The organism is Methanoculleus oceani (assembly GCF_023702065.1).
Lineage (GTDB): Archaea > Halobacteriota > Methanomicrobia > Methanomicrobiales > Methanoculleaceae > Methanoculleus > Methanoculleus oceani.
In genome coordinates, this window is sequence record NZ_QFDM01000002.1 from 891,434 (window position 1) to 904,726 (window position 13,293).

A 13,293-nucleotide genomic window follows, 5' to 3' on the forward strand; every position below is an offset into this window, starting at 1 on the left:
CCAGTCCGGAGGAAATAGCACTCAGGTCAGAGCAATAGCCCAATGGAGTTTGAGAATATCCCGGACAGACTAGCCACCAATACGTAAAATACGCAATGTTTATGGCTGCGAGAAGGAAACTTCTATCTATACCCATAGAGGTACAAAAAATGAATCTAAAAAGACCGAATGCTAACGAAGCAACGGGAACGACCAACCGCTCCCGGGACGTCGTGCCCATGTCGGGCATCTGCACCCGGTGTGTCGACGGCTGCAAGGGAAGCTGCGAGATCTGGCTCTCCTCTTTCCGGGGCAGGGAAGTCCTCTATCCCGGCCCGTTCGGCGAGATCACCGCCGGTGCGGACAAGAACTACCCGATCGACTACTCGCACCTGAACATCCAGGGCTACGCGCAGGGTGCGAAGGGGCTCCCCGAAGGCGTCGAGGCCAACCCCGACACCGCGGTGTTCTCGGAAGTAGACACCAGGACCGAGTACGGGTGGGATATCAAGGTCCCGATGCGGGTCCCCATCTTCACCGGGGCGCTCGGGTCGACCGAGATCGCCAGGGCCAACTGGGAGCACTTCTCCATCGGGGCCGCCATAGCGGGCATCACCCTCGTCTGTGGAGAGAACGTCTGCGGGGTCGACCCGAAACTGGTGCTCGACCACAACGGCAAGGTCAGCAAGTCGCCCGAGATGGACCGGCGTATCGAAACCTACCGGAGATTCCATGACAGGTACGGCGAACTCCTGGTGCAGTTGAACGTGGAGGACACGCGGCTTGGAACCGCGGAGTATGTCTCCTCGAAGCACAACCTGGAGACGATCGAACTGAAGTGGGGTCAGGGCGCAAAGTGCATCGGCGGCGAGATCAAGGTCGGCAGCATCGACCGGGCGAACCAGCTCAAAGATCGCGGCTACATCGTCCTCCCGGACCCCAGGTCCTCCGAAGTGCAGGCAGCCTTCAAGGACGGCGCCATAAAGGAGTTCGAGCGGCACTCCCGTCTCGGTTTCGTCACCCGTGAAGGGTTCCTCGAGGAGGTCGACCGGCTCCGCGACATCGGGTTCAAGCGGGTCACCCTCAAGACCGGCGCCTACTCGGCCGTCGAACTCGCAATGGCAATCCGTTACAGTTCCGAAGCAAAGATCGACCTCCTCACCATCGACGGCGCGCCCGGCGGTACGGGAATGAGCCCCTGGCCGATGATGAACGAGTGGGGCATCCCGACGTTCTACATTGAGTCCCTCGCTTACCAGTTCGCCGAGCGGCTGAAGGCACGGGGTATCCGGGTCCCGGACATCGCCATCGCCGGCGGGTTTGCAGACGAGGCAAACGTCTTCAAGGCGCTCGCCATGGGAAGCCCCTACGTCAAAGCGGTCTGCATGGGCCGCGGCCTGATGATCCCCGGCATGGTCGGGAAGAACATCGAGAAGTGGCTCGCAAACGGCGAACTCCCCAAGACCGTCTCGAAGTACGGCAGCGGCGTCGAGGAGATCTTCGTCTGTTACGAGGAACTCAAGGAGAAGTTCCCCGGCCGGATCAACGAGATCCCGCTCGGAGCACTCGGCATCTACACCTACGCCCAGAGGTTCAGGACCGGACTCCAGCAGGTCATGGCCGGTAGCCGGAACTTCAGCCTCGGGACGGTCGCCCGGAGCGACCTGATGGCGCTGACCGAGGAGGCGGAAGCGGTCTCCGGCATCCCGTACGTGATGCGGGCCTACCGCGACGCTGCCGAAGCGGTCCTCGACTCGTGAGCACGGGGCGGTACAGAGAGGCGAATCTCCTCCCCCGGCAGGCCGCGCACCACGTCCAAAGCGTTGGGCCGTGAGGGGGAAAACAACCGGGGGAGGTACAAATACCCCAGATAAACACTTTTTAATAATATTTCGCATCCGCGATAATATTTAATGCGAAGAGTGCATCAGGTGTGCCTGATATACCATGCACAGGGATACAAGTCCGACCATTCTCATCACCGGGGGAGCAGGATTCATCGGGTCGCACCTCGCAACGGAGTTGCTGCAGCACGGCTACGGGGTCCGCATCCTCGATAACCTGACGCCACGGGTGCACGGCCCGGAGCGGCGCCGGCCAGCCCATCTCGACCGGCGGGCGAAGGTCCTCGTCGGGGATATCCGGGACCCACACCGCGTGAAGGAGGCTCTTGATGGGGTCGACGCCGTCATTCACCTGGCGGCGGTCGTCGGGGAGCGATCGAGCATGTACCAGATCGAGAAGTACATGAGCGTCAACACCGCCGGGACCGCCGTCCTCCTCGAGGCCTTGCTCGACCACCCGGTAGAGCGGCTCATCGTCGCCTCGAGCAGCGTCGTCTATGGGGAAGGCTTATACTGCTCGTACAACGGCACCGTCTACCCGAAGATCCGGCGCTCTCCGGGAGAGGTGGCAAGGGGCGACTGGGAGCCCCGGAGCCCGGACGGGGAGGTGATCTACCCCCTTCCCACACCGGAGACAAAGGAGGCGTCGCCGCTCTCGGTGTACGCCGTCTCCAAGTACGACCAGGAGGAGATGTGCAGGCTGATCGGGGAGTCATATGGCATCCCGACGACCATTCTCCGGCTCTTTTCCGTCTACGGTCCGCACCAGGGGTATGCCAGCCCGTACTCCGGCATGCTGACCGAGTACGCGTCCCGCCTGCTCCAGGGTCTTCCCGTGCGCCTCTTCGAGGACGGTTACCAGCAGCGCGACTTCGTGAGCGTCTACGATGCGGTGCGTGCCTTCCGCCTGGCCCTTGAGTCACCCCGCGCCGCCGGCATGACGTTCAACATCGGGAGCGGCCGCCCCCATACGTTCCGGACCGTCGCCGATCTCCTTGCCGCGATAACCGGGCGGCAGCACCTCTCCCCGGCGGTCATGGGGATCGGCCGGATCGGCGATATCCGCCACTGCATCGCAGACATCAGCCGTGCCCGGGAGGTCCTCGGCTACGAGCCCGGGGTCACCCTCGATGCGGGCCTGCTCGGCCTGGTCGCCTGGGTCGAGGCGGAGATCGCAGAGCGGCGGAAGGTTCCCGCACCTCTCAAGATACCGGCGTCGTCGCGCCTCCATGTCTGAAGGCCGCCCGGGCCCCAACCTTTATTTTTCCCATCGGTCGTATCATAATTGTATTATGCGCCTCAGCCTCCGGACCTGGGAAGTACGCCTCGGGATTGTCCTGGTCGCCTTTTCGGTCGTCATCTATAGCGTGAAATATCTCCTGCTCGGCGACCCCGAGAACACCTACCAGTACATCTTCAACGCTCTCGGGTTTCTCCCGATCAACGTCCTCCTGGTCACCCTCATCCTGAATCAGCTCCTGAGCGTCAGGGCAAAGCGCGAGAGGCTGGAGAAACTGAACATGGTCATCGGCACCTTCTTCTCGGAGGTCGGCACCGGGCTCCTCACCTTCCTCTCGAACCACGACCCCCGCCTCGCGGAGGTCCGGCAGGATCTTGTCGTGACGAATGCCTGGACGCCGGAGACGTTTTCCGCGGTGCGCGACCGCCTCCGGCACCACACCTGCAGCGTCGTCATCGACGATGCGGACCTGCAGGGACTCTGCCGGTACCTCACAGAGCGGCGGGGCTTCCTCCTTCGCCTGCTCGAAAACCCCGTCCTCATGGAGCACGAGTCGTTCACCGACCTTCTACGGGCGGTCTTCCACCTGACCGAGGAACTCGAACGGCGGGGGGACTTCGCCGGGCTCCCGGAGAGCGACATCGCCCACCTCGGCGGGGACATCGCAAGGGTTTACGGCCTGCTCGTCGGCCAGTGGCTCGGCTACATGGAGTATCTCCAGAAGAACTACCCCTACCTCTTCTCGCTCGCGATGCGTTCGAACCCCTTCGACGAGACGGCGTCGCCGGTTGTCCGGTAAGAAGTCGCGCGAGACGGTAGCACAATCCGTCGATTACTTTGACTCACGCGAAGCCGCGAAGGAGAGTCGCCAACAATATGCCGGGCTTCGCGTTCTTCGCACCTGACGGTGCTTGAGCTCCGGCCCCTTGGGCCATCGCACTTCGCGGCTTCGCATGAGACCGCATCAATTCGCACTTGCAGACAGCCATACTCGCCACGCCCCCGGAGAGGGCACAACATATATACCCGCCGGCAGGCTACGACACGCCTGATCACCATGGGCGAATACTCCGTACTGATCGGCGGAAAGGCCGGGGAGGGCATCAACACGGCCGGCCTCTCCATCGCCGCTCTCTTCTCCCGCCTCGGCTACCGCACCTACATGTACTTCGATTACCCCTCGCTCATCCGGGGCGGGCACAACTTCGCGATCATCCGGGCCTCGGAGAAGGCGATCGGGGCGCACCGCACCCCGGTCGACGTCCTCCTCGCCTTCGACCAGAACAGCATCGATAACCACCGCCAGAGGGTCCACAGCGGCACGACGGTCATCTACGACGCCTCGCAGGCGGTGCAGGCGGAGGGCTACGGCCTCCCGCTCGACACGATCGTCAAGGAGGAGAAGGCACCCCCGATCACCGGAAACTCAGCGATGCTCGGGGCGCTTGCCCGGGTGGCGGGCATCGGCCGGGAGGTGCTCGATGATGTCCTCCGCACGACCGTCCCCGCAAAGCACCTGGAGGCGAACCTCCGGGTCGCCGGGCGGGGCTACGACGCCGTGGAGAGTGTCTTCACCGTCGAGCCGCTCGATGCCCCGGCACTCCCGGTCCTGACGGGAAACGAGGCCGCGGGACTCGGGCTCGTTTACGGCGGGCTCGACACCTACGTCGCCTACCCGATGACACCGTCATCAAGTCTCCTCCACTTCCTCGCCAACCGCGCCGAAGACCTCGCAGTCAGGGTCATCCACCCTGAAAACGAGATCGGCGTCATCCTGATGGCGCTCGGGCTTGCCTACGCCGGCGAGAAGACGGCGGTCGGCACCTCGGGCGGCGGGTTCTGCCTGATGACCGAAGGCCTCTCCCTTGCGGGGATGTCCGAGATTCCCGTGACGATCGTGATGGGGCAGCGGCCCGGCCCGAGCACCGGCATGCCGACCTACACCGCCCAGGGCGATCTCCACTTCGTCCTGAACGCAGGCCAGGGGGAGTTCCCCCGGCTCGTCGTCGCCCCGGGCGATCTCGAGGAGGCCTACACCTGGTCGGCGACCGCCCTGATGCTCTCCTGGCGGTACCAGGTCCCCGCGATCGTCCTGACCGACAAGACACTCGCGGAAGGAGCCTGCTCTTTCGATATCGGGGCAGTTGCAGAGCTCCCGGACCGGGAACCCGTACTCTGGGACGGTGCAGGGGAGTACCGGCGGTATGCCCGGACCGAGAGCGGAGTATCGCCGCTCGCCTTCCCGGGAAGGGAAGGCGCCGTCGTCAAGGCAACCAGTTACGCCCACGACGAGGTCGGGTTCACGACGGAAGAGAGTGGAGAGGTCATTGAACTGCAGGAGATGAGATTCAGGAAGGGCGAGAGTCTCAGGGCGGAACTTGCCACCTACCCGGCGGTGAAGGCTTACGGCGCACGGGACGCCGGTACGACGATCGTCTGCTGGGGATCGGAGAAGTGGGCCTGCATCGAGGCCGCCGAACGGTTCGGAGCAAGGGTCGTCCAGCCGATCGTGCTTGCACCCTTCCCCGCCCGGCAATGGAAGGAGGCGATGATCGGGGCGGGGAGGGTCGCCTGCGTCGAGAACAACGCCACCGGACAGCTCGCCCGCCTCCTCCGGCAGCAGGGCTTCGACCCCGGCCGCCCGGTCCTGAAGTACGACGGGCGGCCGTTTGCGGTCGATGAACTGGAGACGAGACTCCTGGAGGTCTTCGCATGACCCCCAAGCAGCCTGCCGGAAAAGTGGCCGGCAGTCTCGTCAGCCCGGCCCAGAACACCTGGTGCCCGGGGTGCGGCAACTTCTCGATCCAGCACATGATGAAGTCGGCCATCGCCGAACTCTCGGAGGAGGAGGGGATCCCCCTCGAGAACTTCGTCCTCCTCGGCGGCATCGGGTGCCACGGGAAACTGGTCGATTACCTGAATATCAACAGTTTCTACGGCATCCACGGCCGTTCGATCCCGGCGGCCACCGGGATGCGCCTCGCAAATCCGGACTTAAAGGTGATCTGCCACGTCGGGGACGGGGACATCTACGCCGAGGGTCTCGACCACCTCATCTTCGCGGCAAAACGCAACAGCGACATCACTGTGATCGTCCACGACAACCGGGTCTACGGGCTGACGACGGGGCAGTACACCCCGACGTCGCCCACCGGCTTTAAAGGCCGCTCCACCCCCGGCGGGATCACGGAGCACCCTATAAACCCTCTCGAGGTGATGCTCGCCGCCGGGGCCACCCACATCGCGCGGGGCTACACGAGAAAAGTCCAGCACTTAAAAGACCTCTTCAAGGAAGCGATCGTGCACCGGGGGTTCTCGTTCGTCGACGTCCTCCAGATCTGCGCGACCTACTTCAACCTGACCGACTACTATAACGAGCACGCCTACGAGGTGCAGGAGGGCGAGGTCGACACCGGCCGGTTCGAGAGCGCTCTTTCAAAGATCCGGGAATGGGACTACGACCGTGAAGCACCGATCCCGCTCGGAACGTTCTACTCCGTCGAAAAACCCATCTACGAAGAGAAGTTCCGGGCGCTCACCGCCGGGAGGCCGGAGAGGCGGGCACTCGTCCGGAAGGCTCTCGAAGAGTGGCGGTGAGCCCCGACCGGGACCTTCATATCCCTCCCGGAACACAGGGGGCCGGGACGGGCAGGGTGCCCGGAACCCGGAAGGGGTGAAAGGAGATGAAACGGCTGGAAGGAAAGAACGTCCTCGTTACCGGGGGTTCGACCGGCATCGGCCGGGCGACGGCGATCAGGTTCGCGGACGAAGGTGCAAACGTCGCCATAAACTATCACTCGAGCGAAAGGGAGGCAGAGATAACGCTTGAGGAGGCCCAGAAGACCTGCAGCATCATCCGCGAGAAAGGATGCCGGGAGATGCTGGTCCAGGGGGACGTCGCGAGCGAAGAGGACGTCGAGCGCATATTCCGGGAGGTCCTCAAGGCGTGGGGGCGGCTCGATGTCCTGGTCAACAACGCGGGCATCCAGACCGAAAGCCCGACCCACGAGATGGCCATGGACGCTTACGACCGGGTCCTCGCGGTGAACCTCCGGGGCGCGTTCCTCTGCGCACGGGAGGCGGTGCGGCATTTCCTCGACCGCAGGGGCGGGGGCATCATCCTCAACAACACCTCGGTTCACGAGACCATCCCGAAACCCCACTACGCCCCTTACGCCGCGAGCAAGGCGGGACTCGGGGCTCTCGCGAGGACGCTCGCGCTCGAGTATGCCGGGCAGGGCATCCGGGTCAACACGGTCGCCCCCGGCGCGATCGTAACCCCGCTAAACCGGGAGTGGGCGGGAGACCCCGAGAAGAGGGCGGCTGTAGAAGGCCACATCCCGATGGGACGCGCCGGAGAGCCCGAGGAGATTGCCGCGGTCTTTGCCTTCCTCGCCTCCGACGAGGCCGCCTACATCACCGGGCAGACCATCTACGTGGACGGCGGACTGACGCTCTGTGCCGACTTCAGGACCCCGTGGTCGTCGGGGACTTGAGAAACCATACCGCGCCCGCCTCCCGGGTGCCCTGCAGGAGAACGGCCGGGATCACTCCGGCCCCCACACAGGAAGACCCCGGCGGGAGGCGGGATTCATTCAAACAGATTAATATAATTCTATTTTTATACGATATGGCTCGAAAAAAGCGCCCGGCATAGGGTCTGTTCCGGCAGTCCCGGGAAGGGGAGATCCAGCCCTGCCGCCGGGCGATCCTTCGAGGTGAACGGTTCCGTGAGCATAAGGAGAGGGGACGCGGGTATATCATGGTCTTTGAGGCAAAAGAGAACCTGACGGAAGAAGAGGTCCGTCACGGCTTAAAACTCGTCATCAGGGACGGCCTTGCCACCCAGGCGATGGTGACGCTGACCGGCGGCATCTTCCTCGTGGCCTTCGCCCTGCAGCTCGGCGCGTCCAACACCGTCATCGGCCTGCTTGCCGCCATCCCCCCACTCGCAGAACTCCTGCAGATACCCGCCATCTACATCGTCGAACGCGTCAGGAGGAGGAGGCTGGTGGTCGTGGCGGCGTCGTTCGCCGCCCGCCTCTGCTGGATACCCATCGTCCTGATACCGTTCTTCCTCTCGCCGGAGCAGGGGATATTCGTGCTCATCGCCTCAATTGCTCTCTACGCGTCGTTCTCGGCGGTCTCCCACTGCGGCTGGAACTCCTGGATGCGGGACCTCATACCGCAGGACCGGCTCGGCGACTTCTTCTCCCGGCGGCTGACCCTCTCCACGGGTATCGCACTCGTCATCAGCCTCGCCGCCGGTTTCTTCATCGACTCGTGGGAGGCCGTCTTCCCGGACCTTGCAGCCTACGGCTACTCGATCCTCTTCCTCCTCGGGCTCATCGCCGGCCTCTTCGGGATCACGCTCCTCGCCCGAACGCCCGAGCCCCGGATGGCCGTCGGGGACGGGGAGGACGGCCTGCTCGCCGCGATCAAAAAGCCTTTTGCGGACATCAACTTCAAGAACCTCATCGTATTCCTCGGTTCGTGGAACTTCGCCGTCAACCTCGCGGCGCCGTTCTTCACGGTCTACATGCTGCAGAGGATCGGCCTCGATATCTCGGTCGTCGTCGCTCTCAGCGTCCTCAGCCAGGTGATGAACATCGTCTTCTACCGCTCGTGGGGCCGGGTCTCCGACCGCTACTCCAACAAGTCGGTCCTTGCCGTGAGCGGCCCGCTTTTCATGCTCGCGATCTTCGCGTGGATGTTCGTCACGCTCCCCAACGTCTACATCCTGACCTACCCGCTGCTCATCCTCATCCACATCCTGATGGGGATCTCGCTTGCGGGGGTCTCGCTCGCTTCGGGAAACATCAGCCTGAAGATGGCCCCGCAGGGTCAGGCGACCAGCTACCTTGCAGCGAGCACCTTCGCAAACTCGGTCGCAGCGGGGGTCGCCCCGATCCTCGGCGGGCTCCTCGTGGACTTCTTCGCCGAGCGGGAACTCATCTGGACCCTGATCTGGAAGGACCCGGTGCAGGAGCTCGTCTTCGTCACCCTCGACGTCCAGCAGTGGGAGTTCTTCTTCCTCTTCGCCTTCATCCTCGGCCTCTACTCCCTCCACCGCCTGACGGTGGTGCAGGAGGAGGGGGAGGCGAAGGAGCAGGAGGTCGTCGACGAACTCATCGCGGGGGTCCGCCGGGATATGCGCAACTTCTCCCCCGCAGGGGGCCTCCGGGACTTCGTGAAGTTCCCCTTCTCGTCCGCCGGGAGCCGCCGGGGGAAGAAGAAGCGGTAGTGTCGGGGCGCTCCGATACCTTCATGAACCCGGGCGGTCCCAGACCCGGTGTCATGGACGTGAAGAGTCGCCGTATCGGCCTCGTCGTCGCCGTCCTGCTGGCAGCGGTGCTGGTCTCCGGGTGCGCCGGCATCCCCCTGACACCCGGCGGGAACAGCACGCCGGCACCGCCGGACGGCGCCGTCACCCTCCCGGAGCCCCGTCGTACGGGCGAGGTTTCCGTCGAGGAGGCGCTGTGGGAGCGGCGGTCGGTCCGGGCCTATGCCGAAGTGCCGCTGACCATCGCCGACGCCGGGCAGGTCCTCTGGGCGGCGCAGGGAGTCACGGACGACCGGGGTTACCGGACCACCCCCTCCGCCGGCGGCCTCTATCCCCTGGAGGTCTACCTCGTCGCGGGCGGCGTCATGGACCTTGAGCCGGGGGTCTACCACTACCGGCCCGGGGAACACCTGCTCGTCCGGGTCGGCGACGGGGACCGTCGGGCCGCCCTGCAGGCGGCGGCCGTCAACCAGACCGCCGTGGGCGACGCCCCGGCAACGGTCGTCATCGCCGCGGTCCCGGACCGGACGACCGCGAAGTACGGCGAGCGGGGGATGCGCTACGTCTTCATGGAGGCGGGGCACGCCGCAGAGAACGTCTACCTCCAGGCGGAGGCGATCGATCTCGGCACTGTCGTTATCGGGGCGTTCGACGACGACGAGGTCCGGGAAGTCCTCGCGCTCCCGGAGAACACGACACCGCTCTACCTCATGCCGGTGGGAAGACCGGTTCCGGAGAATGATTGAAGTCACGGGCCGTCCACAGGGCGGCATGATGGACGCCTTCGAAGCAATCATAACCCGGCGGAGCGTGCGGGAGTATACCGACCGCCCGGTCGCCCGGGAGACGGTGGAGAAACTCCTCGCGGCCGCAATGCAGGCCCCCTTCTCCGGAAGGGAGCAGCCCTGGCACTTCGTCGTCATCGACGACCCGGAGATCCTCTCCCGCATCCCGGCGGTCAGCCCCTACGCGGAGGTCCGTCCCCCCGCGCCGGCGGCAATCCTCGTCTGTCTCGACCTCCGCATCCCCGAGAGCCCCGACCTCCGGGTGCAGGGCTGTGCCGCGGCAACGGAGAACCTCCTCCTCGCCGCCCATGCCCTCGGGCTCGGCGCGGTCTGGACCGCCGTCTACCCGGACCCCGACCTGATGCTCGGGTTTGCAAACCTCTTCTCGCTCCCGGACGGCGTCGCGGGGTTTGCCCTCGTCACCGTCGGCTACCCGGCCGCCCGTCCCCCGCCGGTCGACCGCTACCGCGAGGAGCGGGTCCACCATAACGGCTGGTGACCCCATCCCGCCTCGCGGATGCAAATGCTCACTCCTTATCAGGCCGGTGCTCCAAACAGGGATTGTTAACAATGGAGCAGAGAGACGACGGCCGGGAGACCGGAGCACCGCCCGGGTTCCCGAAGAACAGGATGGAGGCGCTCACCGACGGCATATTCGCCATTGCCATGACCCTCCTGGTACTCAGCCTCGACGTCCCGGCAGGCATCCACGACCCCTCCGGCGCCACCGTCACGGCAATGCTTGCCAGCCAGCTCCCCGCCTTCTACCACTACCTCCTCGCGTTCTTCATCCTCGCTTCCTTCTGGATAGTCCATCACGTGCAGGCAGAGCGGCTCCGCCACACCGACCGCACGTTCCTCTGGATCAATATCGTCATGCTCCTGTTCGTCACGCTGGTGCCGTTCTCCGTCTCCCTCATCGGCGACTACCCGGGCAGGATCTTCGCGGCAATCGTTTTCGAGGTAAACCTTCTCGGCCTCGGCCTGCTCTTTGCCGCGCAGTGGAGGTATGCCACGCATAACCGCCGGCTCGTTCACCCCGGCACCGACATACGGCGCGGAAACCAGCGGGTGATGGTGGTTCCGGCCGTCTCCGTCATCGCGATCCTCCTCGCCCTCGCCGGCTGGACCTGGAGCACCGCGGCCTACGCGCTCATTCCTCTCGTGATGCGGTTTCTTCCCCCGGGCAGGTGACGCCCGGCACCACGGACGGCTGCTGCTGACTGATGCAGTGGATCGCGCCGAGGCCCTCGACCATCGCCGTGCAGTCGATCCCGGCGACCTCCCGGTCGGGGAAGGCCTGCCGGATCCGCGCCAGGGCGATCTCGTCGTTCGGGTGCTTAAAAACCGGCACCAGCACGACGGTATTGCCCACGTAGAAGTTTGCGTAACTTGCCGGCAGCCGTTCTGCGCCGCCGACCCTCCCCGGCATCGGGAGGGGGATGACCGTTAAGGGATTGCCGTCCTGGTCGGTCGACGCCCGGAGGAGGGCGTAGTTCTCCTGAAGGAGAGCGTGGTTCTCGTCGTCCTCGTTCTCCTCGAGAGCGCAGACGACGGTTGTCGGGTCCACGAACCGGGCGATATCGTCGACGTGGCCGTCGGTGTCGTCGCCGGCGATGCCCTGCGTTAACCAGATGACGTGCCCGGCGCCAAGGTAGGCCTCGAGATACGCCTCGATCTCCTCCCTGGAGAGGTGCGGGTTCCGGTTCGGGTTTAAGAGGCACGCCTCCGTCACGATCACCGTGCCGCGCCCGTTCACCTCGACTGACCCGCCCTCGAGGACGATCCCGGGGGTGAAGAGCGGGAGTTCCATCTCGCGGTTCATGATGAGCGGGACCCGGGTATCTCCCATGAGTTCCGTGTACTTCTCTCCCCAGGCGTTGAACGTCCAGTTCACCATAGCGAGGCTCTCCGCCTTCGGGTTGATCAAGAACGTCGGCCCGTAATCCCGGAACCAGACGTCGGCATAATCGGCGAAATGAAACCTGACGCCCCCAGTATCGACGCCCTCCTCCTCGAGCACCGCCACGATCCGGGTGCGCATCGCTTCGCCGGTGACGAGGAGGTCGACGGGTTCGGACCCGCGGAGCGCCGCGATGATCTCGATGTAGGTCCGCTCCACCGCGGCAAGGTCGGGGAACGTCTCGCGGTCATGGGGCCAGGAGAGCCAGACGGCGTCGTGCGGCTCCCACTCCGCCGGCATGCGGTAGCCCGACCCCGCAGGGGTCCTCCCCGGCAGGAACCTCCGGGTGAGCGCCCCGTAGGTCTCCGGCCGCCGGTTCTCAAGGAAGCCCCAGCCTTCCCGGACAGCCTCGTTTCCCGCGAGGTCGACCTCGACGATGAGGATTTCCTCACCGGTCCCGCCCGCCCGGGCAAGGACGTTCCCGAACGCATCGGCGACGAACGAACTCCCGAAGAACCGGATATCCCCCTCGTCTCCCACCCGGTTGACGGCGGCGACGTGGACGCTGTTTGCTATCGCGTGGCCCCGCTGCACCGTCTCCCACGCCTCGCGCCAGTCGCCTTCGGGAGGCTCTTCGCCTGCGATATGGCCGATGGCGGTCGGGTAGAAGATTATCTCCGCACCCTGCAGCGCGACCGTCCTCGCGGCTTCCGGGAACCACTGGTCGTAACAGATGAGCACGGCAATCCGGCCGTGCCGGGTATCGTAGACCCGGTAGCGGTCCCCGGGCCGGAAGTAGTTCTTCTCGTAGAAGAGGGGATCGTAAGGGACGTGCACCTTCCGATAAGCGGGAAGCAGCCGCCCGTCGGCGTCGATCACCACCGCGGTGTTATAGTGCTCGCCGGACGCGGTCCGCTCGTAGAGCGGCACGACGATCACCACGCCGTGCTCCCGGGCAAGCGCCGAGAACGCTTCGGTCGAGGGGCCCGGGATCGTCTCGGCATAGGCGGAGGCGTCCGTATCCTCATACTGCGGGAAGTAGGGGGCCCGGTAGAGTTCCTGCAGGCAGAGGATCCGCGCACCCTTCGCGATCGCCGTTCTCGCCATCTCGAGGGTGCGGGCCAGGTTGCGGTCGGGGTCGTCGCTCACCGCCGTCTGGATGAGGCCGATCGTTTGCGTGCTCATCGTATCATCTCTCCGTACCGGTAGGACGCTCCAGCGTTTTATAGCAACCGCCGGGCCATAGCGTTATCCGGCAT

At 64.9% G+C, this 13,293-nt stretch carries 11 protein-coding genes; 10 read left to right on the forward strand and 1 reads right to left on the reverse strand.

The window, feature by feature from the left end:
• The first annotated feature begins 149 nt into the window (after nucleotides 1–149).
• The 10 genes from DIC75_RS09510 to DIC75_RS09555 all read left to right on the forward strand — a co-directional run bounded on the left by DIC75_RS09510 (nucleotide 150) and on the right by DIC75_RS09555 (nucleotide 11,325).
• Entirely contained in the window at nucleotides 150–1,739 is a 1,590-nt protein-coding gene (locus DIC75_RS09510) for an FMN-binding glutamate synthase family protein (protein ID WP_250987773.1), read from the forward strand.
• Between the two features lie 187 nt (nucleotides 1,740–1,926).
• Nucleotides 1,927–3,060, forward strand: a complete 1,134-nt coding sequence (locus DIC75_RS09515; protein WP_250987774.1) for an NAD-dependent epimerase/dehydratase family protein — start codon at nucleotides 1,927–1,929, stop codon at nucleotides 3,058–3,060.
• A 55-nt stretch (nucleotides 3,061–3,115) separates the two neighbouring features.
• Nucleotides 3,116–3,862 carry an MJ1433 family protein gene (locus DIC75_RS09520; RefSeq protein ID WP_250987775.1) on the forward strand — a complete coding sequence of 249 codons (747 nt, stop codon included), beginning with the start codon at nucleotides 3,116–3,118 and terminating at the stop codon, nucleotides 3,860–3,862.
• A 258-nt stretch (nucleotides 3,863–4,120) separates the two neighbouring features.
• Complete coding sequence (locus tag DIC75_RS09525; protein WP_250987776.1) at nucleotides 4,121–5,779, forward strand: 2-oxoacid:acceptor oxidoreductase subunit alpha; 1,659 nt, start codon at nucleotides 4,121–4,123, stop codon at nucleotides 5,777–5,779.
• Nucleotides 5,776–6,660 carry a thiamine pyrophosphate-dependent enzyme gene (locus DIC75_RS09530; RefSeq protein WP_250987777.1) on the forward strand — a complete coding sequence of 295 codons (885 nt, stop codon included), beginning with the start codon at nucleotides 5,776–5,778 and terminating at the stop codon, nucleotides 6,658–6,660. The genes DIC75_RS09525 and DIC75_RS09530 overlap by 4 nt, the downstream gene beginning before the upstream one ends.
• Before the next feature lie 86 nt (nucleotides 6,661–6,746).
• Nucleotides 6,747–7,559 carry a glucose 1-dehydrogenase gene (locus DIC75_RS09535; protein ID WP_250987778.1) on the forward strand — a complete coding sequence of 271 codons (813 nt, stop codon included), beginning with the start codon at nucleotides 6,747–6,749 and terminating at the stop codon, nucleotides 7,557–7,559.
• A 266-nt stretch (nucleotides 7,560–7,825) separates the two neighbouring features.
• On the forward strand, nucleotides 7,826–9,307 hold the full coding sequence (locus tag DIC75_RS09540) for an MFS transporter (protein ID WP_250987779.1): 1,482 nt from the start codon (nucleotides 7,826–7,828) through the stop codon (nucleotides 9,305–9,307).
• A gap of 53 nt (nucleotides 9,308–9,360) precedes the next feature.
• The gene (locus DIC75_RS09545) at nucleotides 9,361–10,092 is read left to right on the forward strand and encodes a SagB/ThcOx family dehydrogenase (RefSeq protein WP_250987780.1); all 732 of its coding nucleotides are present in this window, start codon (nucleotides 9,361–9,363) and stop codon (nucleotides 10,090–10,092) included.
• Nucleotides 10,085–10,630: a nitroreductase family protein gene (locus DIC75_RS09550; RefSeq protein WP_250987781.1), complete on the forward strand. Its 546-nt coding sequence runs from the start codon at nucleotides 10,085–10,087 to the stop codon at nucleotides 10,628–10,630. Before DIC75_RS09545 ends, DIC75_RS09550 begins: the two co-directional genes overlap by 8 nt.
• A gap of 71 nt (nucleotides 10,631–10,701) precedes the next feature.
• The gene (locus tag DIC75_RS09555) at nucleotides 10,702–11,325 is read left to right on the forward strand and encodes a TMEM175 family protein (protein ID WP_250987782.1); all 624 of its coding nucleotides are present in this window, start codon (nucleotides 10,702–10,704) and stop codon (nucleotides 11,323–11,325) included.
• Here DIC75_RS09555 and DIC75_RS09560 read toward each other — a convergent pair.
• Complete coding sequence (locus DIC75_RS09560) at nucleotides 11,285–13,219, reverse strand: agmatine deiminase family protein (protein WP_250987783.1); 1,935 nt, start codon at nucleotides 13,217–13,219, stop codon at nucleotides 11,285–11,287. The genes DIC75_RS09555 and DIC75_RS09560 overlap by 41 nt on opposite strands.
• Nucleotides 13,220–13,293 lie beyond the last annotated feature (74 nt).

What these genes read in the sequence shown, in the direction of transcription:
- DIC75_RS09510 (WP_250987773.1), top strand. Translation starts at nt 150, where the DNA reads ATGAATCTAAAAAGACCGAATGCTAACGAAGCAACGGGAACGACCAAC.
- DIC75_RS09515 (WP_250987774.1), top strand. Translation starts at nt 1,927, where the DNA reads ATGCACAGGGATACAAGTCCGACCATTCTCATCACCGGGGGAGCAGGA.
- DIC75_RS09520 (WP_250987775.1), top strand. Translation starts at nt 3,116, where the DNA reads ATGCGCCTCAGCCTCCGGACCTGGGAAGTACGCCTCGGGATTGTCCTG.
- DIC75_RS09525 (WP_250987776.1), top strand. Translation starts at nt 4,121, where the DNA reads ATGGGCGAATACTCCGTACTGATCGGCGGAAAGGCCGGGGAGGGCATC.
- DIC75_RS09530 (WP_250987777.1), top strand. Translation starts at nt 5,776, where the DNA reads ATGACCCCCAAGCAGCCTGCCGGAAAAGTGGCCGGCAGTCTCGTCAGC.
- DIC75_RS09535 (WP_250987778.1), top strand. Translation starts at nt 6,747, where the DNA reads ATGAAACGGCTGGAAGGAAAGAACGTCCTCGTTACCGGGGGTTCGACC.
- DIC75_RS09540 (WP_250987779.1), top strand. Translation starts at nt 7,826, where the DNA reads ATGGTCTTTGAGGCAAAAGAGAACCTGACGGAAGAAGAGGTCCGTCAC.
- DIC75_RS09545 (WP_250987780.1), top strand. Translation starts at nt 9,361, where the DNA reads ATGGACGTGAAGAGTCGCCGTATCGGCCTCGTCGTCGCCGTCCTGCTG.
- DIC75_RS09550 (WP_250987781.1), top strand. Translation starts at nt 10,085, where the DNA reads ATGATTGAAGTCACGGGCCGTCCACAGGGCGGCATGATGGACGCCTTC.
- DIC75_RS09555 (WP_250987782.1), top strand. Translation starts at nt 10,702, where the DNA reads ATGGAGCAGAGAGACGACGGCCGGGAGACCGGAGCACCGCCCGGGTTC.
- DIC75_RS09560 (WP_250987783.1), bottom strand. Translation starts at nt 13,219, where the DNA reads ATGAGCACGCAAACGATCGGCCTCATCCAGACGGCGGTGAGCGACGAC.